Here is a 24,898-nt window from a genome sequence, read left to right as displayed (position 1 = left end):
GAGGTCGACCGGCATGACCGACGACGACCGGCCGCTGCGCTGTCTGGTCACCGGCGCCACCGGTTACATCGGCGGCAGGCTGGTGCCGGAGCTGCTCGCCGCCGGGCATTCCGTGCGCTGCCTGGCCCGCGCCCCCGGCAAGCTGCGGGACCATCCGTGGGCCGGGCGGGCGGAGGCCGTGCGCGGGGACGCAACGGACGAGAGGGCCGTGCGCGCGGCCATGGAGGGCATGGACGTCGCGTACTACCTGGTGCACGCCCTGGGTACCGGTCGGGGCTTCGAGGAGACCGACCGGCGCGCGGCCAGGGTCTTCGGTGAGCAGGCGCGTGCCGCCGGAATCCGCCGGATCGTCTACCTCGGCGGTCTGAGCCCCTCCGGGGTACCCGAGCACGCGCTGTCACCTCATCTGCGGTCCCGCGCCGAAGTGGGCCGCATCCTCCTGGCCTCGGGCGTGCCGACCGCCGTACTGCGGGCGGCCGTGATCATCGGGTCGGGTTCGGCCTCGTTCGAGATGCTGCGACATCTGACCGAGCGGCTGCCCGTGATGGTGACCCCGAGCTGGGTACGCACCCGCATCCAGCCCATCGCCGTCCGCGACGTGCTCCGCTTCCTCGTGGGATGCGCGAGGCTGCCGTACGACGTGAACCGCGCCTTCGACATCGGCGGACCGGACATCGTCACGTACGAGGAGATGATGCGGCGGTACGCCGTCGTCGCCGCGCTGCCGAAACGCCTCATCCTCCCCGTTCCCCTCCTCACCCCCCGGCTGTCCAGCCTCTGGGTCGGTCTGGTCACCCCGGTGCCGGGCGCTCTCGCCCGCCCGCTGGTCGAGTCGCTGAGGCACGAGGTGGTCTGCGCCGAGCGGGACATCGTCCGTTACGTGCCGGACCCGCCGGAGGGACCGGTCGGTCTCGACCGGGCGATCCGGCTGGCTCTGAGGCGCGTGCAGGACGCGGACGTGGCCACCAGGTGGTCCTCCGCCTCGACTCCCCGCGCCCCCAGCGATCCGCTGCCCACCGACCCCGACTGGGCGGGCGGGAGCCTCTACACGGATCACCGCGAGCGTACGGTCGCGGCGTCGCCGCAGGCGCTGTGGCGGGTGGTGGAGGCGATCGGCGGCGAGAACGGCTGGTACTCCTCGCCGCTGGCCTGGTCCTTGCGGGGCTGGCTGGACACCCTGGTGGGCGGTGTCGGACTGCGCCGGGGCCGCCGGGACGCCACCCGGCTGCGGGTCGGCGACAGCCTGGACTTCTGGCGGGTGGAGGAGGTCGAGCCGGGCCGGCTGCTCCGGTTGCGGGCGGAGATGCGGCTGCCGGGCCTGGCCTGGCTGGAGATGACCGTCGACCGGGATCCACAGGGGCGCACGGTGTACCGGCAGCGGGCCCTGTTCCACCCGCACGGCCTGGCCGGGCACGCCTACTGGTGGGGCGTGGCCCCCTTCCACGCCGCGGTCTTCGGCGGCATGGCCCGCAACATCGCCGCCGCGGCCGAATCGGCCGCCCCTGAACCGGCCCGTACTCACTGAGGGAGCTCAAGGAACCGTGCGCGTCTCGGTCGCCCTGTTCACCGCCGACCTGCGGGTGCACGACAACCCGGTCCTCCAGGCCGCCCTGAAGGACGCCGAACGTGTGGTCCCGCTCTTCGTCGTCGACACCGGCATCCGCCGCACCGGCTTCGCCGGACCCAACCGCGCCGCGTTCCTCGCCGACAGCCTGGCTGATCTCGACAGGGCCCTGCGGGCCCGGGGCGGCCGGCTGGTGGTGCGCGTCGGCGACGTGGTCGAGGAGACCTGCCGGGTGGCGGCGGAGACCGGGGCAGCCGTGGTGCACATCGCGGGCGGGGTGAGCCGCTACGCGGCACGGCGCGAGGACCGGCTGCGCACGGAGCTGGCCGGCGACCGACGCGAACTACGAGTCCACGACGCCTCGTTGACGGTCGTACCGCCGGGAGCGCTGACACCGGCGGGCAAGGGCCACTTCGCCGTCTTCACCCCCTACTTCCGCCGATGGGAGAGCTTCTCCGGGCGCGGCGTCCTGCCCGCACCGGACGTCGTACGGCTACCGGACGTGGGCTCGGCCGGCCTTCCTCGCGCGGAGTCCCTCGCGTCGGGCCCCACTTCGCCGAGCCTGCCCGCCGGCGGGGAATCCGAGGCCCGCCGCAGGCTGCGGTCATGGCTGGCGGGCCCGCTGTCCGCATACGACGACCGGCACGACGACCTGGCCGCCGACGCGACCTCCCGGCTCTCCCCCTACCTGCACTTCGGCTGCCTCTCACCCACCGAACTGCTGCACCGGGTCCGCGCCCAGGACGGTCCCGGTGCGCACGCCTTCGTCCGCCAGCTCGCCTGGCGGGACTTCCACCACCAGGTCCTGGCGGCCCGCCCCGACGCCGCCGACCACGACTACCGGCCCCGGCACGACCGCTGGCGCCGCGCCACGAAGGAGTTCGAAGCCTGGCAGGACGGCCGCACGGGCTACCCCGTCGTCGACGCCGCCCTGCGACAGCTCCGCCACGAGGGCTGGATGCCGGGCCGGGCCCGCCTGCTCGCGGCAAGCTTTCTCACCAAGACGCTGTACGTGGACTGGCGGGCGGGGGCCCGCCACTTCCTGGACCTCCTTGTCGACGGCGATGTGGCCAACAACCAGCTCAACTGGCAATGGGTCGCCGGGACCGGCACGGACACCCGCCCGAACCGGCTCCTCAACCCACTCGTCCAGGCACGCCGGTACGACCCCCGCGGGGAGTATGTGCGCCGCTGGCTCCCCGAACTCCGCCACCTCGACGCCACCGCGGTCCACCGCGTCGCTCACCTCGACGCAGCCACCCGGGCGGGCCTGGACTACCCCGCCCCGATCGTGGATCTCGCCGCGGCCGCCGCCCGTTTCAGGGAACGGCGGAGAGCCGACTGACCGGACAAAAACCAACCCCAGGCCGTTGACCTGGGGTTTCGCAGATCAGTCGGCGAGCCGGTTGATGGCACCGGCGGTGATGCCCTCCATGTAGCCGGGGTCGTCGCTGGGCTGACCGGTGAGTTCCACGATGCCGAACCTGTGGCCGCTGCGGATCACCGCGACGCCGCCGGCGACCTTGCCGTCGCCGCTGAAGGCCGGGTACCAACTGCCCTCGCCGGCCTTGGTGGTGATCGTGTGCCCCTTGCCGTAGTACCAGTGACCACGCGGCTCGTCCTGGCAGCCGCGCACCAGCTTGTTCAGCTGCTTCTCGTACGAGGCCGCCGATGTGTCGGTGGTACCGTCCGCGACGGATTCGGTCAGCGAGGTGCCTTTGGTGTCGAAGGTCCAGGTCACGTCGGCATGGGCGGCGGCCTTCCCCTTGGTCAGCTCTCGCATCGTCTCCTCGCCGGAGCATGCCGAGAGAGCTTGCTTCCCGCTCAGGGCCACCGTCGCGCGGACCGGGGCCAGGCCCTGCTGGAAGAAGTCGTCACTCTGCATCAGGCCGGCGGAGCCGAGGCCGGGTTCGGCAGGAGCGGCGGCAGGGGCGGTCGCCGACCGGCTCGCAGAACTCGCGTCCGCGCCGGCGGCGGGAAGCGCGCCGATGCCGACCGCCATCAGGGCGGCACCGACGGAGGCGGCTATTCCCGCGACACGACCGCGACACGCGAACTTCCCGCGGGCTGCCTGGTTGTCGAACATCTCATCTCCTGTCTGGTCACGACGCGGTTGGCGTCGTCGTACATCTGGGAGATGCCGGGGGTACGGGAGATGTTGGATGGCGATCTGCCACGATCGATGTGAGCCATGTCACGTCCTGGTGGGGCGGGGGGAGGTCTCAGAGCCGTGTCACGGCCGCACGGACGATCCGCGTCATCGCAGCCGTGTCCAGGCAGGCATCGATCTCCAGGACCCCGTAGTGCGAGCCGTTGCGGAGTATGGCGACGCCTCCACACGGCTCCTTGCCTCGTGGTGCGGTCCCTGTGGTGTTCAGGTCGCCGCCGTACACACCCATCCAACTGGCGGTGATGTCCGCAGCGACGTCGATCGTGTGCGTCGGCCCGTAGATCCAGTGAGTGGCGGGCTCGCTCTGGCACGGCACTTCCTCCAACAGCAGGCGTTCCGCGTAGTTCTGAGCCAGTGCGCGGCTTCCGGCGTCGTCGGCGACTTCGCGTGAGACCTGATCGTCGATGTTCGCCGCCTCGGTGGGGTCGCCGTGGCCTGTGTCCTTGCTCGTCACCAGCCCGCGGAAGTGCGCGCCGTACGCTCCCAGCGTCTCGCCGAGGGTCTTCTCGCCGGTGCAGGTCGCGTTGGCGTAGTTGCCGTCTCCGACGCGATCCCGCACGTAGATGCGCTTGGAGAGACCAACCTTCCTGAACTCGGCCGCTGTCAGCAAGTGCCGGTTCGTCATGGGTCCGCTCGCGGGCCTCGGCGTCGGAGAGCCGTTGCCCGGTGAGGACGCCGCAGCGCCTGACGTCACCGTCGGGGTGGCCGGAGCAGAGGGCGCGGGCAGGACGAACCGGCCGGTCAACAGGCCGAGCCCGACGGCTACCGCCAGGACGAGGACGATCGTCCGAGCACGCACGGCAGCACCTCCCGGCCCGCGGTCGAGCTGATGCCAGGAGGGAGCGGGAAGCCGGGGCGTCTCAGAGGCCACCGCCGAGGCGGTCCCGCATGAAGCGACGGGCCTGATGGATGCGGTCCTTGACCGTGCCCAAAGGAGCGTCGGTGATCTCGGCTACTTGAAGATAGGTCAGGTCTCCGAGATCGCGGAGCACGAAGGACTCCACCAGGGCCGGGTGCCGCTCCTCCAGTGCGGCCAGCGACTCCATCAGGTCCAGGCGGGTCCCCGCGATGACGCTCGTCGTCCGTGGGTCGACACCGTCGGGAACGACGGCATGACTGTCCTCCGCCCGTCGGCGCATCGAGCGATACGTGGACCTGGCGGCGTTCGAGGCGATCACCGTCACCCAGCCGAGGAACGAGCCTCGCCCGGTGTACTCGTGCAGATGTGTGCTGATGGACAACAGGGCGTCCTGCGCGGCCTCTTCGGCGTCGGCGTGGTGCGGAAGGAACCGGGAGCAGCGGTGCATCACGGTGGGCCGAAGCCGGACGAGGAGGCGGTCCAGGGACGCCCGGTCACCTGCCTGGGCAGACGCCACGAGGTGCGTCAGCTCATCCTCCTCGAGCACCCTGCTGTCCCCCCCGCTATCGTCCGACCTGGACCCCACTGGGTCGCACGGAAGTTCCCCACTACAGCCGGTCACATCCGCCACGTCGCCCCGGGAAAAATGTTGCCACATGCAGAAGCTAGGTCGTTATCTCCTTGAGGACAGGCTGGGAGCCGGTTCGTTCGCCACCGTATGGAAGGCATACGACCCCGAGCTCGACACCGATGTCGCGGTCAAGGTGCTGGCCGACAACTGGGCGTCGAACGCCGATGTACGACAGCGCTTCCTGGCGGAGGCGAGGCTGCTCCGCAGAATCTCCAGCCCACGTGTCGTGCGCGTTCACGACGTCGGCGTCCAGGACGACCGGCCGTACTTCGTCATGGACTACGTCCGGGGCGGCACGCTGGCCGAGAAGACAGGGCACTGCCGGCCCGCGGAGGCGCTCCGGCTCGCGGCCGAGGCCGGGTACGCAGTTCAGGTGCTCCATGACGCGGGCGTCATCCACCGCGACATCAAGCCGTCGAACCTCCTGCTCGACGCCGGCCGCACGCCTGCTGCCGTACTCGTCGCGGACCTCGGCAGCGCGAAACAACTGGCCGACGCGTCGGGGCTGACAGTCACCACCGGCACTCCCGCGTACATGGCGCCCGAACAGGCCTTCCAGACGGGCGGGTTCGACGGTCGGGCCGATGTGTACGCCCTCGGTGTCGTCGCGTTCGAGTTGCTGACCGGACGCAAGCCGTTCGGGTCGGGCGGTCGCACAGCCATGGTGACGCAGCAGGCGTCGACGACGTCGTTGCCGACCCTTCCCGGAGAGCTGGGGGTTCCGGACGGCATCGAAACACTGCTTCGCGCTGCGCTGTCCGTTGAACCTGACGAACGACCGCAGACCGCGCAGGCGTTCGCGGATGCGCTGCTGTCACGGGAGCAGGAGGAGGAGTGGGCGTCGGTCAGGTCTTCGAAGCCGACGCGCCTGATGGTCTGGCTTGCGGCGGTCGTCGTGTACCTGATGACAGCGGTGCTGACCTGGTTGTCCCGCTGACCTTGCGAGTCCCGCGTCCGATACGGAAGGTGCCGCCCGTTCGGCGAGATGCTGTCCGGGGTCAGTTCGCCCGGCGGGGCCCGCGAGCACGGGCTGACCGGTCTTGAGGGCACGCTATGGGCACGCCGTGCGCGAGTAGGCGAAGGGGGCCCTCTTCGCGGCTGACGACTCCCCGAGCCTTGGAAGCGAGCGCCGACCGGAAGGGCGCCGTTGCGCGAGCACACGGAGGAGGGGTTCAGTGTTGGCCGGACAACCGGCGAAACTGCCCTTGGCGGCCAGTGCGCCAATCCCCGCTCGATGCGCGCTCGTCTTGTTTGCGGCTGGTCGAGACCCCTGCCGCCCGCTCAACTGCCGTGGGGTTCCGCCTGCTCTGCGCGAGGGAGAAGAGCAGTAGCGGAAGCGCGGCGCCGGCGTTGGCGAGGACGAGGGTGTAGACCACGGAGGCGATGTGGTCGCGGCCGATGCGGATGCCCGCCCGGTAAAGCGCGCGCGCCGGCCCATTGCCGGGTTGGCGTCGTGCAGCTCCCAGACAGTGAGACCAGTGTGCCGTGTACCGCCACCGAGGTACGGGCGGACAGGCCGTGGCACATGTAGAGGGCGATCGGCATGGTGGCGCTCGGCCCGATCATCGCCGTACTGCAGGTCCTTGGGTGCGGTGGGCTCGTCGGCGGCCACGCGGCGGCTGTCCCGCACCGACTGCAACTACTTCCTGTCCGCCGATGGCACCGGCTGCGGCGGGGCGCTCAGGATCACCGACATCTACGGGGAGCAGCTGACCGCCGACGGCATCGCCGTGCGGCCGGACGTCGCGCAGCCGACCGGCGTCCAGTTCGCCCGGCATTGACCAGCCTGCCGGTCGGCCTTCACCGGCACGCAACCGAGCACGACCGCCGTTCGGATCCCGGGCTGGGCACTGTTAGGCTGCGCCCCCATTGTTAAACGCGCAACTAACGCGCACATCATTGCCAGGAGAGGGCGGGGGATGCTCCTCGATGACGCGTCCGCGGAGTTCCACGAATTCTTCGAACGCCACTATGCCGAACTCGCCCGTCTGGCACACCTCCTGACCGGCGAGACCGACGCGGCGGACGACCTCGCGGCGGATGCCCTGGTCGCCCTGTGGCAGCGCTGGGACCGGTTGCGGCAGGCCGACCATCCGCTCGCCTATGCCCGTGGTGTGGTGGCCAACCTGGCGCGGGGACGGATCCGCAGCGCGGTGCGCGAGCGACTCCGGATCACGCTGTTCTGGTCCCGCATCCCCGAGAAGGCGGAGGGGCCGGACATGGCGGCCGTGCTGGACGTCCGTGCGGCGCTCGCCCGGCTGCCGTTCCGCAAGCGCGCCTGCGTGGTGCTGCGGCACGCCTTCGACCTGTCGGAGAAGGACACGGCGGCAGCGCTGGGCATATCGGTCGGTACGGTGAAGAGCCAGACCTCGAAGGGAATGGCCGAGCTGGAAAGGATTCTTGGCGCGCGAGCGGTCGGGGACCTGGTGGCAGGGAGGAGGAACCGGTGAACGAGGAGATCGCCCGTCGGCTGCGTGAGGCCGCCGAGGGCCACCGGCCCGACCGTGCGAGGATGCTGGCCCGGGTGCAACGCGGCATGGCCGGCCCCGCCGTCCGTCACCGCGCCAGGCCGTTCGCGAGGTCCGGGACGAGGGTCGCGCTCGCTGGGCTCGCCGCCACCGGCATCCTGGCGACCGGCGGCCTCGCCGTCGCCGCCATCGTCGCGCACTCGTCGCCGTCGCCCACCGTGACCGCGCCTGCCACCCCGTCCCCGACCGCCGGCTCCCCGCACTCGGCATCGGCCCGCCCCACTCCTGTCGCGCCGGCCCCGGCCACCACCTCGGGCAGCTCACGCCCGACTCCGTCGGCCACCAGTCCATCGCCGACCGCCGGCAAGAGCCAGAACGGGGCGCTGTGGACGGCCGGCTCGGTGGACCCGCACAGCACCGTCTACTGGGCGCAGAGCAACCTCGTCCTCAAGACGACCCGGCCGCTCACCTCGCTCACGGTCGAGATGCGGATCGTGCAGACCGGCGGGGTGAAGAACACCGGCACCTGGCAGACCCTGCCGAGTGGTGACTTCACCGTCACCGCCCAGGAGGCCGGCGGCACCCTGGTCTACCGCTGGGTCCTCAAGCCGGGCCTGACCGTACCGGCCGGGAGCCATGAGTTTGCCGCCCAGTTCAACCACGCCACCGGCGTGCGCAGTGCCGCGGGCGACGGCTACCGCGTCGACGCGCAGGGTTCGGGCGGCTCCGCGTCGGCCCGGGGAGGGTTCGTCCCGATCCGGTGAACGCCGCTGTGCGGCACGGGGACTCGTCCCCTTGCCGCACAGCCTCGATGGGATTTCTTCCCTCGATCGCGGCAACCTTTGTGTGCATGGCGGCAACTGACGGGTAACCAGGGCCGGATCAAGGCCCGTTGTGCCAGAAGGACATGCCGTTGTCAGATCAGAACCGCTCTCATCGCCGCCGTCCGGCTACCCGCCGCGTGCTCGCCGCCGCCGTGGTCCTCGCCGCCGCGGGTGCCGCCGTACCCCTGGTCGCCCAGGCCGCCCACACGCCGAAGGCCCGCACGCCGACCCTGGCCGGTGCAGCGGCCGGCAGCGGCCGCTACTTCGGTACGGCCGTGTCCTCGGGCAGACTCGGGGACTCGACGTACTCCACGATTCTCGACCGGGAATTCAACATGATCACCCCGGAGAACGAGATGAAGTGGGACACCACCGAACCGTCCCGCGGCACCTTCAACTTCGGCCCGGCCGACTCGATCGTCGGCCACGCCGCCGCGCACGGGCAGCGGATGCGCGGCCACACCCTGGTCTGGCACTCCCAACTGCCCGGCTGGGTCAGGTCCATCACCGACGCCAACACCCTGCGCAGCGTGATGGACAACCACATCACCACCGAGATGACCCACTACAAGGGCAAGATCTACGCCTGGGACGTGGTCAACGAGGCGTTCGCCGACGGCGGCAGCGGTCAGCACCGCAGCTCGGTCTTCCAGGACGTGCTGGGCAACGGCTTCATCGAGGAGGCGTTCCGCACGGCCCGGGCCGCCGACCCCTCGGCCAAGCTCTGCTACAACGACTACAACATCGAGAACTGGACCGACGCCAAGACGCAGGGCGTCTACGCGATGGTCAAGGACTTCAAGTCCCGCGGTGTGCCCATCGATTGCGTCGGCTTCCAGAGCCACTTCGGCGCAGGCGGCCCGCCGGCCGGCTACCAGACCACTCTGTCCAAGTTCGCCGCGCTCGGCGTGGACGTCCAGATCACCGAGCTCGACATCGCCCAGGCGTCATCGACGGCGTACGCAGGCGCCGTCCAGGCGTGCATGAACGTCGCCCGCTGCACGGGCATCACGGTGTGGGGGATCAGGGACAGCGACTCGTGGCGCACCGGTGAGAATCCGCTGCTGTTCGACAGCAGCGGCAACAAGAAGCCCGCCTACAACGCGGTACTCACCGCCCTGGGCGGCAGCAGCGGCGGCACGCCGGGCAGGGGCATCACCTCCGGCACCGTCTACACGCTCTCCGACGTGGCCGCCGGACGCGTTCTCGACGAGCCCGCGGGATACAACGGCAACGGCACCCCGCTCCAGGTGTGGGACGCCAGTGGTGCCTCCAATCAGCAGTGGCGGGCCGGCCGGAACAGTGACGGCTCCTACACGCTGACCAACGTCGCCAGCGGCCGGGTCCTGGAGGAGCCGGGCAACCAGACGAGCAACGGGACGAGGATGCAGGTCTGGGACTCGGGCGGCGGCGCCAACCAGCACTGGCGGGCCGACCGCAACAGTGACGGCTCCTACACGCTGACCAACGTCGCCAGCGGCCGTGCGCTGGAGATCCCCGGCGGTCGGACCGCCAACGGCACTCCCGTCCAGATCTGGGACTCCAACGGCGGCGCCCACCAGCACTGGAACCTCAGGACTTCGACGCCCGCGCCGGCGGGCGGCACGTGTGCGCTTCCGTCGACATACCGGTGGACGTCGACGGGTGCGCTGGCGCAACCGGCGAACGGGTGGGACGCGGTGAAGGACTTCACCGACGTGGTGTACAACGGCAAGCACCTGGTCTACGCGTCGAGCGTGTCGGGATCGTCGTACGGCTCGATGATGTTCAAGCCCTTCACGAACTGGTCGGACATGGCGTCGGCCGGCCAGACCGGGATGAGCCAGTCCACGGTGGCGCCCACGCTGCTCTACTTCGCGCCCAAGAAGATCTGGGTGCTGGCGTCCCAGTGGGGCGCGTCGGCCTTCGTCTACCGCACGTCCAGCGACCCCACCAACCCCAACGGCTGGTCCGCGCCGCAGCCGCTGTTCACCGGCAGCATCCCCAAGACTGAATCTCCCACCGGCCCGATCGACCAGACACTGATCGCCGACGACCAGAACATGTACCTGTTCTTCGCCGGTGACAACGGCAAGATCTACCGGGCGAGCATGCCGATCGGGAACTTCCCGGGCAACTTCGGCGCGTCGTACACGACGGTCATGAGCGACACCGAGAAGAACCTGTTCGAGGCGCCGCAGGTCTACAAGGTCCAGGGGCAGAACCAGTACCTCATGATCGTTGAGGCTCGGGGTGCGAATGAGCAGCGCTACTTCCGCTCCTTCACGGCCTCCAGCCTGAGCGGTTCGTGGACCCCGCAGGCCGCCGGCGAGAGCAACCCCTTCGCGGGCAAGGCCAACAGCGGTGCCACCTGGACCAACGACATCAGCCACGGCGACCTGGTCCGCACCAACCCCGACCAGACCATGACCATCGACCCCTGCCACCTGCAGTTCCTCTACCAGGGCAAGTCCCCCACCGCGACCGGCCCCTACGACCGACTGCCGTGGCGGCCGGGCGTCCTCACCCTGCAGCGCTGATCCGCACCTCCACCCGCTGAGCCCGGCGAAGACGACGAATGCGCCCCCATCGGAGAGATGGGGGCGCATTCGTGCCTTCGCCTACTTGAGCGCTGTACCGCCCGAGTTGTGATAGCCGATCGTCTTGCGGATCAGGTTTCCGCCGTCGGACTCGGCCGTTGTCTGTTCCTGCTGCCCTGGACCGAAGAGCAGGCCGGCGACATGGGCGTTCGCGACCTGGTCCATGTGCGCGAAGAACCAGTCCACCTTGTCGTCCTTGTAATGGTTGAGGGTGTTGTTCTGCGCCATGTTGCCCACGGGGATCTGCCACAGGACCACCGGCTTGCCCACGGACTCGGCCATCGTCTTGTAGAACCTCAGCGAGTCAGCGGCCTTCTGGTCGGTCCAGAAGGTGTCACGGCCGCCGTGGGCCGGCTGTGCGTACCAGCCTGCGTCGCGGTCCGACACGTCGGTGACCAGGAAGTCGGCGTTCTGTGCCCCGAGGGTCGCGTAGTCCTTGACACATCCCTGGGTGTTGTTCTGCCAGTCCCAGCAGGTGAGGTGGAGGCCCACGGCGGTGTTCGGCGCGTACTTGTGCGCCATGGAGATCAGGCAGCGGGAGAGTCCGGCGGCGCTGTTCTCCTGGGATCCGCAATCCGTCGGATTCGCGGCCGAGACCTGCGCGGCAACCTTGTGCGGATCGCCGAGCGACCGGACGTAGCCCCAGAAGTCGGGTTCGAGGTCGATCATGTCGTGCGAGGTGCCGATCTTCTGGAGGAAGAAACGGTAGTCGTTCATGTACCGGGTGAGCAGGTCAAGCCGGTTGATGGCCACGACCTCGCCCGGACCGTCGCCCTGGCCTGCCGCATCCCCGAGGTCGCGCAACGAGTACCAGGTCCAGAGCATCTTCTGCGGGCGCGGGCTGCCCTTGTACGTCGCGTGGGCCGCCACGGTGTCCCGCCAGGTCACGTAAGTGCCGGGCGCCGTGGTGCTGCCGTTCCAGCAGCCCCACCAGCTCGACCACGCGGCCTGGCAGAGCGATGCCGAGTAGTAGGCCGACGAGGGCGCGGGCTGGCTGTGCACATAGGCGTACCGCACGTCGAACGGCGCGGCGGCCGCCGAGGCGTCAGACATCGAGCCGCCGATGAGCACCGTGCTACTGCCCATGAAACGCGTCGTCGAGCTGCCGCCACCGGCCGCGGGAGACGGCGCTGACGACGGCTGCGTGCCGACACTCCCGGCCGGGACGAGCTGCCACTGCTGATCGGCGCCGCCCCGGTCGCGGTTCTGGACGACGTCGCCCCCGTCGGCCTTGGCGGCGTTGCGGACATCGACAGCCATGCCACTGAAGCGATTGATCAAACGCACGTAGCCGTCCGGCGACTTGGCCAGTTTGAACTGCTGGTTGGTGCCGTTCAGGTCTTTCCACTGCACGATGGCGGAGCCGACGGTCTTCGACCAGCCGAGGTCGTCCAGCACCTTGCCGGAGTTCCGGTTCTGCAGCCGGTAGTACCCGTCACCCGCGTCGATGAACCGCCACTGCTGGTTGGCCCCGCCGTGGCGCGCCCACTGCACCACCGCCGCGCCGTCGTTCGTGGCGAAGCCGCGGTCGTCCAGCACCTTGCCGCTGTTGCGGTTGACCAGCACGTACCACTTCTTCAGATCCAGGGTTTGCTGCGCCGAAGCCTGGCTGACCACGACAGCCGAGCCGGCCACGACCACCATGACGAGGCCCGCCCAGAAACCCCGACGCGCGAGCAACCGACGGTCACGATGCTTCGGGCGACCGCCGCGGGCGTGGCCGTCGGCGCGGCGGCCGCCGGCGCGGGATGCCACCGATGACGTGGGTGGGCCGGGGACATGTCTGTGCTCTCGTCCAAGGGACATGCCTGTGCTCTCTTTCAGCCGTTGCATCTGACCGGACCACTTGGCCGGACAACGCTGAGTGGTCCGAGAGGCCGAAAAGGTTGCCGCGAAGAGCCACAGATTTCTTTTCCGCCCGGGTGCGCTAGTGGCGCAGCCCCCGCCCGCCGGTCTGGACAACAAATAACCCCGGGTCAATGACCTGGGGGTTCATGTTGGAGCGGGTGACGAGAACCGAACTCGCGCTCTCAGCTTGGGAAGCGACGGCGCTTGGGCGGGCCTTATGGCTTTGACGTGCACAGATGGCTTCTGCTCGGGCGGTCGTACGGGCTGGATCGCACCGCTGTCAGCCGTGGTTGTCCGCTCCTACGGGCACGCTGTGGGCACGAGTGCGAAGAGTCGATGGTTCAGAGCGCGTGCACAGAGTTTGGGCGAAGCCCGCTTCACGCTGCAAGGCTGATGGTCGCGGCTTCCTCGGAACGGCCGACGCTCGCCCTAGGTCATTTGCCGGCTTGGGGGCCGTACCACTGGAGCGCCTGGCCGGTGACGGCGGCGATGCACTCGAAGTCACGGTCGCGGTGCAGCAGAGTGAGTCCCTGCAATTCGGCCGTGGCGGCCACCACGAGGTCGACGGCTCCGGCGCTGCGATGCTGTCCGCGCTGGGTGAGGATCTCCTGGACCCGCCATGCGCGGTCGTAGGCGCGATCGTCGACCGGCACCCAGCCGAAGAGCAGACGCATGTCTTCGATGCCTTGTGCGCGGTCGGCATCGGAACGTGCGCTGTAGAAGAACTCCAGCTCGGTGATGGGACAGGTGGCGATGAGCCCGGCGGCTGCCGCCTGGTCCCATCCGTACTGCTCGGCGTCGCCGCGCAGCATGCGGGCGAGTGCACTGGTGTCGATCAGGTACTGCGCGGCGTTCACCGGCGGTAGTTCCCCTTGTCCTCGAAGAGGTCGAGGTCGAAGGCGCCCTCTTCGGCCGACGCCCGCAGGCGGGTGAGTGCCAGGGCGCGCCGCCGGTTCTCCAGCACCTCGCGCAGGGCGGTGTTCACCGTCTCCTTCTTGGTGCTGGTACCGAGGGCCTTGGCCACGTCCGCCAACAGCTGATCGTCGAGGTCGATCACTGTCCGACTCATGTTGCACCTCCTGGGATATAAATGATAGCGCTCATTATATCTTCTCTGGTGTATGGACATCCGGTCCGGAGCACCTTCGCGCGGGCACAGCCCGGTGGAAAGCCCGTTTCAGCTCGGCTTCCGCTCCTGCGGCACCTCCGTGCCGTACAGCTTGGCCGAGGCGTTCACATGGGCCAGCCTCCGCAGCGCGCTGAACACCGCCTCGCCCAGTACGGTCCCGACCACCACGGCCTCCACCATGTCCTCGACCGCCACCCGTTGGTCCACGTAACGGAGGTCGGCGCGGGCGACCTGCTCGGCGGCGTCGGCGTAGTCGTCGAGCACTTCGGCAAACGCCCCGTGGCCCAACCGCTCCAGGGCGGCGAGGACCTTGGCCAGGTCGGTGGCGGCGGGGTTCGACTCGTGCGTGCGCCAGCCGCGCCGGGAGATGAGGTCGGCGACGACGGCCCGTGCGGCCGCCGACTCGGCGTCGTCGTGCTCGATGTCCCCGCTGCCGAGGTGGTCCGCGGCAGCGCCGAGGACTTTGTGCAGGGGGCGCTCCGGGTCGTCGAGGGCCGCCAGTACGTCCGCGATTTCGGCCACCTTCATGCCGCCGACCTCCAGCAGGGCTCGAATCAGCTGCAGCCGACGCTCATGCGCCTCGCTGTAGGTCGCCTGGTTCGGGCTGGTCAGCTCGCCCGGAGGCAGCAGGCCCTCACGGACGTAGTACTTGATCGTCGGCACCGGCACCCCGGTCTTGCGGCTCAACTCGCCAATGCGCACAGCCGGTTCACTCCTCGACCTTCGCCCTGAGGCCGGGCCGGCCCTTGCCGACCCGGCCCCCATCATAGATAGTTGCGCTATCGGATAGCGGATAGTGCCGCTATCCGCTTAGGGGGTAGCCATGTCTCTTTCACATCCACCTTCCCGGCCTGCGCCGTTGTGGTCACCGTCGGCGCCATGGCGGTCATGGCATCGGCCGCTGGTGCTGTTCGCGGCAGCGATGGCGCTGATGGCGGTCATATCCGCGGTGGGACTCGCCATGGACGACCGTGTCCTGGTGGGTGCGCCGATCTGGTTCAAGCCGTTCAAGTTCTCGGTCTCGTTCGTGGCGTACTGCCTCTCTCTGGCCTGGATGCTGTCGCTTCTGCCCAGCGGACGACGCGTGGGCTGGTGGGCGGGGACGGTCGTCGCGCTGGCGAGCCTCATCGAGATGGTGATCATCACCGGGCAGGTGGTGCGCGGGAAACGCAGCCACTTCAACCACGAAACACCCTTCGACGAGGCGCTGTTCAACGCGATGGGCGTCACAGTCGCCATCCTCTGGCTCGGCACACTCGCCGTCGCCGTGCTGCTGCTCCGCGCCCGAATCGCCGACCGCGCGTCCGCCTGGGCGATGCGCTCCGGCATCATCCTGGCGCTGGCCGGGGCCGGCGTCGGCTTCCTGATGAGCCGACCCGCGCCGGGGCAGACGCGCGGCGTCTCGAAGGTGGTCGGCGCGCACAGCGTGGGCGTGCCGGACGGCGGTCCGTCGATGCCGCTGACCGGCTGGTCGACGACGGGAGGCGATCTACGGATCCCGCACTTCGTCGGCATGCATGCGCTGCAGTTCCTGCCGCTGCTGGTCACGGTGCTGACCGCCCTCGCGCCACGCTTCACTCGACTTGCCGACGACCGGATACGGCTGCGCCTGGTGCTGCTCGCCTCGGGAACGTACGCCGCCACCTTCGCGCTGATTCTCTGGCAGGCGTTGCGGGGCCAGCCACTGATCCACCCGGACGGCGCCACGCTGAGGGTGGCCGCACTGATCCTGTCGGCCGGCGTTCTCGGGACCTACGCATCCCTGAGGGCTCCGACTCCCTCGCCGGTCAGGGCACATGGCTCGGACGGCGCCTCAACTCCCAAGGAACTCGTGCCATGACCGGATTCCTCTTCGAGTTCTCCTTCTGGCTCGCCGCACCCGTATGGCTGCTCATGATCTTCGCGCCCGGGTGGGGGCCGACCGCCCGCATCGCCGGGTCACCGTGGACCGTGGTGCCCGTGCTGCTGGTCTATCTCGCACTGGCGGTCCCGGTGTTCCCCGAGCTCTGGGCTGCGGTCCGCAGCCCGGATCTGGACACGTTCCGCGATCTGACGGCCCTCGCGGACGGCGCGGGGGCCATCTGGTCACAGGTCATCGCCTGGGATCTGCTGATCGGCCAATGGATGTACCGGGAGGCCAGGCGGCTGGGGATGTCCGCCCTGCTGATGGGGCCGCTGCTGGTCCTCACGATCTTGCTGTCACCGTTCGGACTGTTGCTCTTCCTGGGGCTGCGCGCCGCAAGGTCATGGCGTACGCCCCGCGAAGACCTCGCGGCCACCGTGACCGTCGGCGCCACGTAGTCGGCGCTGGGGATCCATGGGTGCCAGCCGTAACAGGTCGCAGCGGCAAACAACCCGCGGTCGGTGACACAAACAAACCCCAGGCCGCTGACCTGGGGTTTCATCATGGAGCGGGTGACGAGAATCGAACTCGCGCTCTCAGCTTGGGAAGCGACGGCGCTTGCGCGGGCGCTACATCTCTGACCTGGCCAGACGTCATCGCCTTGGAGCCGTCGTGCGGGTCGGTTGGCACCGCTGTTGACCGTGGTTTTCCGCTGTCAAGGGCACGTTATGGGCACGGCGTCCTGGCTCGGCGGGCCAGCGCGTGAGCGCGGTGGCCGAAGCGCCGGGATCGGCTCGCTCTGCATCCCGGGCCAGAAGCTCCGTCGCGAGTGCGCACAGCGTTGTCCGACCTGGCCGAGTCCCTGGCAGAAAATCCCTTACCCAGGCCGGCCAACTGCGCGCCGCGCTGACGGCCGACGACGCCGGTCTCCGAGCCACCCGGGTCGTCGCCGAACTCCACGAGTACAGCGTTGACTTCGCGTGTCCGGGATCGGCAGGAGGTCGCCCAGCCGACCCCCATCATGCTCACCGCCCGCCCGGGCACGGACAGCCAGAGCAAGCGTGAACTGCTCTCCGCCATAGGCCACCAGCGGCTCACGCGATGCGCGTTGGCTGAGGCCCGCCACTGGTTCCGAGGAAGCAGAATGGCATGCCACCGGCGGCCTGCACCATGCGCCGCGATCACCGACGACGGTGGGGAACGCCGCCCTCGCCATGGTGTCCAAGCTCGTCGAATACGCCCAGGGCCGCCGGTGCGCGATCAGCGGCGCCAACCTCGTCCCTCTGGCGCGTGCAGGCGCCCGTTTCGAAAGCGGCGTCCTGACCGAGCGGTGGGAGGACGCCGCTGCCTGATCACACCTCAGGCGGTCCTTTCAGACCGTGATCGCAAGCTTGCCCTGCACGCCGCCGGCAGCCAGCACCTCGTGCGCCTCGGGCAACCTCTCCAGCGGGAACACCTGCTGCAGGTGCACCCGAAGCCTCCCCGCCTCGACCAGTTCGGTCAGTGCCTCCAGGCCGGCCGGGTCCGGTTCCACGCCGACCGCTGCGAACCGTACGCCGGACTGCTTCGCCAGCTGCGGCAGGGTGGTGCTGAGCCGCTCCACCGCCGTCACCAGTACGCCGCCCTGCCGCAGCACGCCGAAGGAACGCTCGGCGTTCCCGCCGCCCAGGGTCTCCAACACCACGTCAACCGGCGTGTCCCGGAGTACCTCGGTGTAGTCCTGGGCCTGGTAGTCGATCAGCTGGTCCGCACCCAAGCCGCGCAGGAAGTCGTGCTTGGCCGCGCTCGCCGTCCCGATCACCTCTGCGCCGAGGTGCTTGGCCAGCTGCACCGCGACGTGCCCGAGCCCGCCGCCCGCACCGTGGATCAGTACCCGTTGTCCCGGCCGCAGCTGCGCGATCTCCACCAGTGCGTGCCAGGCGGTCAGACCGACCAGCGGCAGCGCCGCGGCCTCCTCGTGGCTGATCCCTGCGGGCTTGCGAGCCAACTGCCGTGCGGGGGCGACCAGGTACTCGGCGTTCGCCCCGGCCGCGGCCGGGAAGTACGGCATCCCGTATACCTCGTCGCCGACCTTGAACCGGTGCACACCCGGATCGACCTGCTCCACCACCCCGGAGACGTCCCAGCCCAGGACGAAAGGCGGCTCGCCCAGCAACGGGAAGGCGCCGGAGCGGACGAACAATTCCACGGGGTTGACGCTGGTCGCCCTGACTCGGACGAGCACCTGCGTCGGTCCAGGTGCCGGCTTGGGCATATCGTCGACGAGCTCCAGCACCTCTGGGCCGCCGAAGGTCTTCTGGGTGATCGCGCGCATCGTCATGCACTCCTGTTCAGAGAGTCGTTCGGGATGCCCCTATCCTGGGCAGGGCAGTACCTGTTGAACAGAAGGCACTTCAAAGGTATATAGGTACCTCATGGGTACTACTGACAACCTGCGCTTCTATGGCGGCGCGGATGCTTATCTGGCCGCCTGTCCCTCGCGCCAGATCCTGGACGTACTCGCCAACAAGTGGACCATGCTGGTCATGGGCGCACTGTCCGGCGGCCCGATGCGCTTTGGCGAACTGCGACGCCGCCTGGACGGCATCACCCAGAAGATGCTCACCCAGACCCTGCGTACCCTGGAGCGGGACGGCCTGGTCACCCGCACGGTCTACCCGACCATTCCACCCAAGGTCGAATACGCGGCCACCGAGCTGGGCGAGAGCGTCACCGCGCTGATGCACGCGATCCGGACCTGGTCCGAGGAAAACATCAATGCCGTTCTGGACGCCCGCGACGCCTACGACGCACGGGCGGCCCAGGAAGTACAGCCGGTCATGGCCTGATCGTCGTGCCGATCCATCAGCCATCAGACGAGGTTCGGCGGCGCGCACCACGACGAGAAGCCCACGGGTAGCCGACAGCGGCCTCATGGCGCTGCTGTGTTCCGCGGGCAGCCCACCGGTCCAGACAAAAACCCCCGGGTCTCTGACCTGGGGGTTTCACATGGAGCGGGTGACGAGAATCGAACTCGCGCTCTCAGCTTGGGAAGCTGATGTTCTACCATTAAACTACACCCGCGTAAGTTCGGACATGATCCTCGCGGATCCGGTGTCCGGACCTTGCTCACTGTACATCATCGCGGACCCCTGGTGCCGAGGCCCTGGGGTCTGAGTCTTTTTCAGGGGTGGATCCGGCTGCGGCCGGGCCGAGTTGGGGCGTACGGTGGGGGCCTCGGGGAGGGTCCGGGTGGGGCCGGAGTGCCGCCTGGAGAGTCGTCTCTTTGATCCCGTAATGTGGCTTTTGTCGTCAGGGCGGTAAGCCCGACGAGGCTCTTGGGGAAGGGACTTAAGGGACTTGATGGAACGCACCGTCGTCCGCTGCGCGGACGGGCACGTCTTCAGCACCGCTTCGTTCCCGATGCAGCAGGCCGACCGGCTCGGCCCTCGCCGGCTCATGAGGTGTCCCCGGTGCGCCCGGCTCCGCAGTGTGGTGCCGGTCACCCTGGAGAGGCAGCGGTAGAAACAGCGGTAGAGGCCGTCATCGAAGCAGTGGCAGTGAATCGCGGCAGCGATCGTCAGTAGTCGCGTCGTAACTCAGGCGCGCGGAGTCGTCACGATTGTCACGGCTCCGCGCGCCTTGCGTATCCTCGCTACGTGCTTCTCTCAGACAAGGACATCCGGGCCGAGATCGACGCCGGACGGGTACGGATCGATCCCTACGACGAATCCATGGTGCAGCCGTCGAGCATCGACGTGCGGCTGGACCGGTACTTCCGGGTGTTCGAGAACCACCGCTACCCGCACATCGACCCCTCCGTCGAGCAGCCCGATCTGACGCGGCTCGTGGAGCCGGAGGGGGACGAGCCGTTCATCCTGCACCCCGGGGAGTTCGTGCTCGCCTCCACGTACGAGGTCATCTCGCTGCCTGATGATCTTGCCTCGCGGCTGGAGGGGAAGAGCTCGCTCGGGCGGCTGGGGCTGGTCACGCACTCCACCGCCGGGTTCATCGACCCCGGCTTCAGCGGGCACGTGACGCTCGAACTGTCCAATCTCGCCACGCTGCCGATCAAGCTCTGGCCCGGGATGAAGATCGGCCAGCTGTGCATGTTCCGGCTGACCTCGCCCGCCGAGTTCCCCTACGGCAGCGAGCGCTACGGCTCCCGGTACCAGGGGCAGCGCGGGCCGACCGCCTCGCGGTCCTACGTCAATTTCCATCGGACCCAGGTGTGAGGGCAGCCACAGGCATGAGTGATGTTCGGGAGAATCTGACCTACGAGCGCTTCGGCGCCGCCATCCGCGAGCTCGCGCAGACCATCGCCGACGACGGGTACGAACCGGACATCGTGCTCAGCATCGCGCGGGGCGGTGTGTTCGTCGCCGGCGGGCTCGCCTATGCCCTGGACTGCAAGAACATCCATCTCGTAAACGTGGAGTTCTACACCGGGGTGGGGACGACCCTGGAGATGCCGGTCATGCTCGCGCCCGTCCCCAACGTGATCGACTTCTCTGACAAGAAGGTGCTGATCACCGACGACGTCGCCGACACCGGCAAGACGCTGAAGCTCGTGCGCGACTTCTGCCTCGACACCGTCGCCGAGGTGCGCTCCGCGGTGATCTATGAGAAGTCCCACTCCCTCGTGAAGTGCGAGTACGTCTGGAAGCGGACCGATGAGTGGATCAACTTCCCGTGGAGCGTCGAGCCGCCCGTCGTGCAGCGGGCCGGACAGGTGCTCGACGCCTGAGCACACCAGGCACATGAAGGGCCCCCGGCGCCGCGGCGCCGGGGGCCCTCTCGCATGCCCGGGGGACTAGAACGTGCCGAGCTTCACGATCGACAGCAGCGCGATCAGCTGGATCGCCGACGCGCCCAGCGCCTTCGGCCAGGGCAGGTCGTGCGAGCGGGAGACCATCAGCGTCAGCAGGGCGCCCGCGCCGATCCAGGTGGCCCAGCCGAGGACCTGGACGAAGCCGGCGTCGCCGCCGAAGAACATGGCGAAGACCAGGCGGGGCGCATCCGTGAGGGCCGTGATCAGCATGGACAGACCGACCGTCGGCTGCCAGGCGCCGTCGCCGCCGAGCTGGCGGGCCAGCGTGTGCGTGACCACGCCCAGGATGAACAGGCCGAGCACCATCACGACCGCCGTTATCAGCACGATCGGCACCGCGTTGGAGAGCGTGGCGCTGATCGCGTCCTTGCGGGCGCCGTCGAAGCCGAAGACGGCCAGCAGGCCGTAGAGGAAGGTGGTGATGAGGGCCGGGGTCCACATCGTGTAGTCCCGCATGCGCAGGAAGGTCTGGTCGGGGGAGAGGATGATCCCCTTCAGCAGGTCCTTCCAGTGCAGGGGCGGGCCGAGCGGGGCGGCGGGTGCGGCGGCCGAACCGGCGTGGTAGGTCGCGCCCTGGGTGTAGTCGGCGGCCTCGTCGATCGAGAACGCCTGGGTGTGGCCCGGGTTGTTGGCCGCGTACGGGTCGTGGCCGGAAGCGCCGCCGCCCGGGTAACCGCCGTCGTCCCCGAAGTACTCCGGCCCGTCGTCGGCCGGGCCCGGGTGTCCGTACGCCTGTCCCTGCCGGCCGTACGGCTGCCCCTGCTGCGGGTACGACGGCTGCTGCCCCTGCTGCGGGTACGGCCGCTGCGGCGTCTGCGGGTAGCCGTACGAGGGCCCCGAGGGCTGCCCGTACGACGGCCCCGCGGGCTGCCCCTGCTGCGGTCCGGGCCGGCCGTACGACGGTCCCTGCGGCGCCTGCTGTCCTTGGGGGGTGCGGTTGTCCCGGCCCCCGCGTCCGATCCTGAATCCAGCCACGTCATCGAACGTACCTGGTCCCGGAGAGTGACGTGCCCGGCCCGGGCTTCCGGGCCCGGCTTTGCGGCCGACCTGTGACATCCCCTAAGGGACCGTCAGCGATTCGACCAGGGAGTCTTCAGGGTTTCCCCCGGGGACCCCTCGGCCGGTGAGGCGGAGCGGGGAGCGTTGGTCCAGGATGGGGCCATGAGCGTAGTGAAGATCAATGTGCTGACCGTGCCCGCCGAGCAGCGGGAGGTGCTGGAGAAGCGGTTCGCGTCCCGCGCCCACGCCGTGGAGAACTCCGACGGCTTCGAGTGGTTCGAGCTGCTGCGGCCCGTCGAGGGCACCGACACCTACCTCGTGTACACGCGCTGGCGGGACGAGGAGTCGTTCCAGGCGTGGATGGAGGGCCCGATGAAGGCCGCGCATCAGGGCGGCACGGAGGGGGAGCGGCCGAAGCCGGCGGCCTCCGGTTCCACGCTGTGGTCCTTCGAGGTGGTGCAGCAGGCGGGGCCGAAGAGCGAGTAGCCGCCGCGCCGGGCGCCCCGTTGCCGACGGTCCCTGTGCGGACGGGCCAATGCCTTTTGCGCGGTCGAGGCCGCGATGCCGAACTCGGCGGACATCTCGGCAACGGACGGCACGCGGGTTCCCGGAGGGGGACGGACACCGGCGGCATTCACCGGACATCCGGTGCGCCCGCGCGCACATCAGCAGGACAAGGCAGCGGCCGGATCTGTGACAGCCGGGCAGGGGACCACGGAAACGACGGCGCCCCCTGCCTGTGCGAAGCAGGGGGCGCCGTACGCGGGAGAGCCGGGGGGTTACTTCACCGGCTCGGGCTCCGGCTCGCTCTCGGTCTCCGGCTCGCCCGCCGGGTCGACCGGCGTCCTGACCGAGTCGAGCAGCAGCTGGGCGACGTCCACGACCTGGATGGACTCCTTCGCCTTGCCCTCGTTCTTCTTGCCGTTGACCGAGTCGGTCAGCATGACGAGACAGAACGGGCAGGCGGTGGAGACGATGTCCGGGTTGAGGGAGAGGGCCTCGTCGACGCGCTCGTTGTTGATGCGCTTGCCGATCCGCTCCTCCATCCACATCCGGGCACCGCCGGCGCCGCAGCAGAAGCCGCGCTCCTTGTGGCGGTGCATCTCCTCGTTCCTGAGGCCCGGGACCTTGCCGATGATCTCGCGCGGAGGCGTGTAGATCTTGTTGTGGCGGCCCAGGTAGCACGGGTCGTGGTAGGTGATGATGCCCTCGACCGGGGTGACCGGGATCAGCTTGCCCTCGTCCACCAGGTGCTGCAGCAGCTGGGTGTGGTGGATGACCTCGTAGTCGCCGCCGAGCTGCGGGTACTCGTTGCCGAGCGTGTTGAGGCAGTGCGGGCAGGTCGCGACGATCTTCTTCGCCGACTTGGGCTTCTTCGTCGCGGGGTCCTCGTCGTCCTCGCCGAACGCCATGTTCAGCGCGGCCACGTTCTCCATGCCGAGCTCCTGGAACAGGGGCTCGTTGCCGAGGCGGCGGGCGGAGTCACCGGTGCACTTCTCGTCGCCGCCCATGATCGCGAACTTCACGCCCGCGATGTGCAGCAGCTCGGCGAAGGCCTTCGTGGTCTTCTTGGCGCGGTCCTCCAGGGCGCCGGCGCAGCCGACCCAGTACAGGTACTCGACCTCGGACAGGTCCTCGATGTCCTTGCCGACGACCGGGACCTCGAAGTCGACCTCCTTGGTCCACTCCAGGCGCTGCTTCTTCGCCAGGCCCCAGGGGTTGCCCTTCTTCTCCAGGTTCTTGAGCATCGTGCCCGCCTCGGACGGGAACGCGGACTCGATCATCACCTGGTAGCGGCGCATGTCGACGATGTGGTCGACGTGCTCGATGTCCACCGGGCACTGCTCGACGCAGGCGCCGCAGGTGGTGCAGGACCACAGGACGTCCGGGTCGATGACGCCGTTCTCCTCGGCGGTGCCGATCAGCGGGCGCTCGGCCTCGGCGAGGGCGGCCGCGGGGACGTCCTTCAGCTGCTCCTCGGAGGCCTTCTCCTCGCCCTCCATCGTCTTGCCGCCGCCGGCCAGCAGGTACGGCGCCTTGGCGTGCGCGTGGTCCCGCAGGGACATGATCAGCAGCTTCGGGGAGAGCGGCTTGCCGGTGTTCCAGGCGGGGCACTGCGACTGGCAGCGGCCGCACTCGGTGCAGGTGGAGAAGTCCAGCAGGCCCTTCCAGGAGAACTGCTCGACCTGGGAGACACCGAAGACGTCGTCCTCGCCGGGGTCGGTGAAGTCGATCGGCTTGCCGCCGGAGGTCATCGGAAGCAGGGCGCCGAGGGAGGTCTCGCCGGTGGCGTTGCGCTTGAAGTAGATGTTCGGGAACGCCAGGAAGCGGTGCCAGGCCACACCCATGTCGGTCTTCAGGGCGACCGTGATCATCCAGATGAAGGAGGTCGCGATCTTCAGGCCGGCGAAGAAGTAGGTGAGGTTCTGGAGCGTGGAGACGTCCATGCCCTTCAGCCACGACACGACCGGGTACGAGAGGAAGAAGGAGGCCTCGTAGCCGTCGACGTGGTGCTGGGCGCCCTCCAGGGCGTGCAGCATGAAGATGCAGACGCCGACGATGAGGATGACGGCCTCGACGAAGTACGCCTGGCCGAAGTTGGAACCGGCGAAGCGGGACTTGCGGCCCGGCTTGCGCGGGTGGCTCAGCTGGCGGATGCCGATCAGCACCAGGATGCCGACCACCGTCATGGTGCCGATGAACTCGACGTAGATGTTGTACGGCGCCCATTCGCCGATGACCGGCAGGATCCAGTCCGCCTGGAACAGCTGTCCGATCGCGTTGACGATCGTCAGCAGCAGGGTGAAGAAGCCCACTGCCACGAACCAGTGCGCCACACCGACGACACCCCAGCGGTTCATCCGGGTGTGGCCGAGGAACTCCCTGACCACGGTGAGGACGCGTTGTGCGGGGTCGTTGGTCCGCGTGCCGGCCGGTACCGACTGGCCCAGCCTCATGAAGTTGTAGATCTGGAGGAGGGCGCGGCCGAACAGTGCCACGCCGACCACGATCAGGACCAGCGACACGATGATCGCGGCGAGTTGCATTGGGGCTCCTGAGGCGGCCTCGAACTGACTGGGCGACTTAAACGGGCGACATTACTAAGCGGTAACTTATGCAGTCCGTTTGAGATTACCCCCATCTTCCTGCGGGATGCAGCCGGGCGCGGGGTGA

General features: G+C 69.0%; 24 protein-coding genes, 1 tRNA gene and 1 pseudogene. 14 read left to right on the top strand and 12 right to left on the bottom strand.

The genetic code is table 11. The features are described from left to right. The first annotated feature begins 13 nt into the window (after nt 1–13). Complete coding sequence (locus ACIGXP_RS10250) at nt 14–1,525, top strand: SDR family oxidoreductase (protein WP_399766337.1); 1,512 nt, start codon at nt 14–16, stop codon at nt 1,523–1,525. A gap of 16 nt (nt 1,526–1,541) precedes the next feature. Further along, complete coding sequence (locus ACIGXP_RS10245; RefSeq protein WP_399766334.1) at nt 1,542–2,909, top strand: cryptochrome/photolyase family protein; 1,368 nt, start codon at nt 1,542–1,544, stop codon at nt 2,907–2,909. Nucleotides 2,910–2,954: 45 nt separating this feature from the next. On the opposite strand, the gene ACIGXP_RS10240 is transcribed toward ACIGXP_RS10245, so the two are convergent. The 3 genes from ACIGXP_RS10240 to ACIGXP_RS10230 all read right to left on the bottom strand — a co-directional run bounded on the left by ACIGXP_RS10240 (nt 2,955) and on the right by ACIGXP_RS10230 (nt 5,140). Next, nucleotides 2,955–3,650: a hypothetical protein gene (locus ACIGXP_RS10240; RefSeq protein ID WP_399766331.1), complete on the bottom strand. Its 696-nt coding sequence runs from the start codon at nt 3,648–3,650 to the stop codon at nt 2,955–2,957. A 136-nt stretch (nt 3,651–3,786) separates the two neighbouring features. Then, nucleotides 3,787–4,344, bottom strand: coding sequence for a hypothetical protein (locus tag ACIGXP_RS10235; protein ID WP_399766328.1), 558 nt, complete (start codon nt 4,342–4,344; stop codon nt 3,787–3,789). A 250-nt stretch (nt 4,345–4,594) separates the two neighbouring features. Then, nucleotides 4,595–5,140 carry an RNA polymerase sigma factor gene (locus tag ACIGXP_RS10230; RefSeq protein WP_399766325.1) on the bottom strand — a complete coding sequence of 182 codons (546 nt, stop codon included), beginning with the start codon at nt 5,138–5,140 and terminating at the stop codon, nt 4,595–4,597. 109 nt (nt 5,141–5,249) lie between these two features. Here ACIGXP_RS10230 and ACIGXP_RS10225 point away from each other — a divergent pair, with 109 nt between their 5' ends. Continuing rightward, the gene (locus ACIGXP_RS10225) at nt 5,250–6,161 is read left to right on the top strand and encodes a serine/threonine-protein kinase (protein ID WP_399766322.1); all 912 of its coding nucleotides are present in this window, start codon (nt 5,250–5,252) and stop codon (nt 6,159–6,161) included. A 367-nt stretch (nt 6,162–6,528) separates the two neighbouring features. Here the strand turns inward: ACIGXP_RS10225 and ACIGXP_RS10220 are convergent. Continuing rightward, nucleotides 6,529–6,793: pseudogene (locus tag ACIGXP_RS10220) on the bottom strand (YibE/F family protein); the annotation flags it as partial. A 14-nt stretch (nt 6,794–6,807) separates the two neighbouring features. Here ACIGXP_RS10220 and ACIGXP_RS10215 point away from each other — a divergent pair. The 4 genes from ACIGXP_RS10215 (at nt 6,808) to ACIGXP_RS10200 (ending at nt 11,035) form a co-directional block, all read left to right on the top strand. Further along, a complete protein-coding gene (locus ACIGXP_RS10215) occupies nt 6,808–7,005 on the top strand; it encodes a hypothetical protein (RefSeq protein ID WP_399767253.1) in 198 nt (65 codons plus the stop codon). Between the two features lie 138 nt (nt 7,006–7,143). After that, nucleotides 7,144–7,674 carry a SigE family RNA polymerase sigma factor gene (locus tag ACIGXP_RS10210; protein ID WP_399766319.1) on the top strand — a complete coding sequence of 177 codons (531 nt, stop codon included), beginning with the start codon at nt 7,144–7,146 and terminating at the stop codon, nt 7,672–7,674. Further along, nucleotides 7,671–8,456, top strand: a complete 786-nt coding sequence (locus ACIGXP_RS10205) for a hypothetical protein (RefSeq protein ID WP_399766316.1) — start codon at nt 7,671–7,673, stop codon at nt 8,454–8,456. Before ACIGXP_RS10210 ends, ACIGXP_RS10205 begins: the two co-directional genes overlap by 4 nt. Nucleotides 8,457–8,599: 143 nt before the next feature. Further along, nucleotides 8,600–11,035, top strand: coding sequence for a non-reducing end alpha-L-arabinofuranosidase family hydrolase (locus ACIGXP_RS10200; protein WP_399766313.1), 2,436 nt, complete (start codon nt 8,600–8,602; stop codon nt 11,033–11,035). Nucleotides 11,036–11,116: 81 nt separating this feature from the next. Here ACIGXP_RS10200 and ACIGXP_RS10195 read toward each other — a convergent pair whose 3' ends face one another. From ACIGXP_RS10195 to ACIGXP_RS10180, 4 genes are all read right to left on the bottom strand, one after another. Beyond that, on the bottom strand, nt 11,117–12,775 hold the full coding sequence (locus tag ACIGXP_RS10195) for an RICIN domain-containing protein (RefSeq protein ID WP_399766310.1): 1,659 nt from the start codon (nt 12,773–12,775) through the stop codon (nt 11,117–11,119). Nucleotides 12,776–13,377: 602 nt separating this feature from the next. Further along, the gene (locus ACIGXP_RS10190) at nt 13,378–13,800 is read right to left on the bottom strand and encodes a PIN domain nuclease (protein ID WP_399766307.1); all 423 of its coding nucleotides are present in this window, start codon (nt 13,798–13,800) and stop codon (nt 13,378–13,380) included. Continuing rightward, nucleotides 13,797–14,012 (bottom strand): type II toxin-antitoxin system VapB family antitoxin, encoded by a 216-nt coding sequence (locus tag ACIGXP_RS10185; protein WP_351239434.1) that lies wholly within the window; start codon nt 14,010–14,012, stop codon nt 13,797–13,799. Before ACIGXP_RS10185 ends, ACIGXP_RS10190 begins: the two co-directional genes overlap by 4 nt. 108 nt (nt 14,013–14,120) lie before the next feature. Further along, nucleotides 14,121–14,774, bottom strand: a complete 654-nt coding sequence (locus tag ACIGXP_RS10180; RefSeq protein WP_399766302.1) for a MerR family transcriptional regulator — start codon at nt 14,772–14,774, stop codon at nt 14,121–14,123. A gap of 220 nt (nt 14,775–14,994) precedes the next feature. Here ACIGXP_RS10180 and ACIGXP_RS10175 point away from each other — a divergent pair, with 220 nt between their 5' ends. The 3 genes from ACIGXP_RS10175 to ACIGXP_RS10165 all read left to right on the top strand — a co-directional run bounded on the left by ACIGXP_RS10175 (nt 14,995) and on the right by ACIGXP_RS10165 (nt 17,267). Then, on the top strand, nt 14,995–15,912 hold the full coding sequence (locus tag ACIGXP_RS10175) for a hypothetical protein (protein ID WP_399767224.1): 918 nt from the start codon (nt 14,995–14,997) through the stop codon (nt 15,910–15,912). Continuing rightward, nucleotides 15,909–16,373: an ABA4-like family protein gene (locus tag ACIGXP_RS10170; RefSeq protein WP_399766299.1), complete on the top strand. Its 465-nt coding sequence runs from the start codon at nt 15,909–15,911 to the stop codon at nt 16,371–16,373. Before ACIGXP_RS10175 ends, ACIGXP_RS10170 begins: the two co-directional genes overlap by 4 nt. 735 nt (nt 16,374–17,108) lie before the next feature. Further along, nucleotides 17,109–17,267: a hypothetical protein gene (locus tag ACIGXP_RS10165; protein WP_399766296.1), complete on the top strand. Its 159-nt coding sequence runs from the start codon at nt 17,109–17,111 to the stop codon at nt 17,265–17,267. Between the two features lie 20 nt (nt 17,268–17,287). Here ACIGXP_RS10165 and ACIGXP_RS10160 read toward each other — a convergent pair whose 3' ends face one another. Next, entirely contained in the window at nt 17,288–18,229 is a 942-nt protein-coding gene (locus ACIGXP_RS10160) for an NADP-dependent oxidoreductase (protein WP_399766293.1), read from the bottom strand. A gap of 100 nt (nt 18,230–18,329) precedes the next feature. Here ACIGXP_RS10160 and ACIGXP_RS10155 point away from each other — a divergent pair, with 100 nt between their 5' ends. Further along, complete coding sequence (locus tag ACIGXP_RS10155; protein WP_399766290.1) at nt 18,330–18,743, top strand: winged helix-turn-helix transcriptional regulator; 414 nt, start codon at nt 18,330–18,332, stop codon at nt 18,741–18,743. Between the two features lie 161 nt (nt 18,744–18,904). On the opposite strand, the gene ACIGXP_RS10150 is transcribed toward ACIGXP_RS10155, so the two are convergent. Next, nucleotides 18,905–18,978, bottom strand: a tRNA-Gly gene (locus ACIGXP_RS10150). A 575-nt stretch (nt 18,979–19,553) separates the two neighbouring features. On the opposite strand from ACIGXP_RS10150, the gene dcd reads away from it, so the two are divergent. After that, on the top strand, nt 19,554–20,129 hold the full coding sequence (gene dcd, locus ACIGXP_RS10145) for a dCTP deaminase (protein WP_351243622.1): 576 nt from the start codon (nt 19,554–19,556) through the stop codon (nt 20,127–20,129). A gap of 14 nt (nt 20,130–20,143) precedes the next feature. Next, nucleotides 20,144–20,641 (top strand): phosphoribosyltransferase, encoded by a 498-nt coding sequence (locus ACIGXP_RS10140; RefSeq protein WP_363215129.1) that lies wholly within the window; start codon nt 20,144–20,146, stop codon nt 20,639–20,641. A 66-nt stretch (nt 20,642–20,707) separates the two neighbouring features. On the opposite strand, the gene ACIGXP_RS10135 is transcribed toward ACIGXP_RS10140, so the two are convergent. Beyond that, nucleotides 20,708–21,781 carry a YIP1 family protein gene (locus ACIGXP_RS10135; protein WP_399766285.1) on the bottom strand — a complete coding sequence of 358 codons (1,074 nt, stop codon included), beginning with the start codon at nt 21,779–21,781 and terminating at the stop codon, nt 20,708–20,710. A 105-nt stretch (nt 21,782–21,886) separates the two neighbouring features. On the opposite strand from ACIGXP_RS10135, the gene ACIGXP_RS10130 reads away from it, so the two are divergent. Then, nucleotides 21,887–22,210, top strand: a complete 324-nt coding sequence (locus ACIGXP_RS10130) for an antibiotic biosynthesis monooxygenase (RefSeq protein WP_363215127.1) — start codon at nt 21,887–21,889, stop codon at nt 22,208–22,210. Between the two features lie 293 nt (nt 22,211–22,503). Here ACIGXP_RS10130 and ACIGXP_RS10125 read toward each other — a convergent pair whose 3' ends face one another. Further along, on the bottom strand, nt 22,504–24,771 hold the full coding sequence (locus ACIGXP_RS10125; RefSeq protein WP_399766282.1) for a (Fe-S)-binding protein: 2,268 nt from the start codon (nt 24,769–24,771) through the stop codon (nt 22,504–22,506). Nucleotides 24,772–24,898 lie beyond the last annotated feature (127 nt).

Source organism: Streptomyces sp. NPDC053069, assembly GCF_044546895.1.
Taxonomy (GTDB): domain Bacteria; phylum Actinomycetota; class Actinomycetes; order Streptomycetales; family Streptomycetaceae; genus Streptomyces.
The sequence above is the reverse complement of the archived record's forward strand: the minus strand, read 5'-3'. Positions and strand labels throughout refer to the sequence as shown.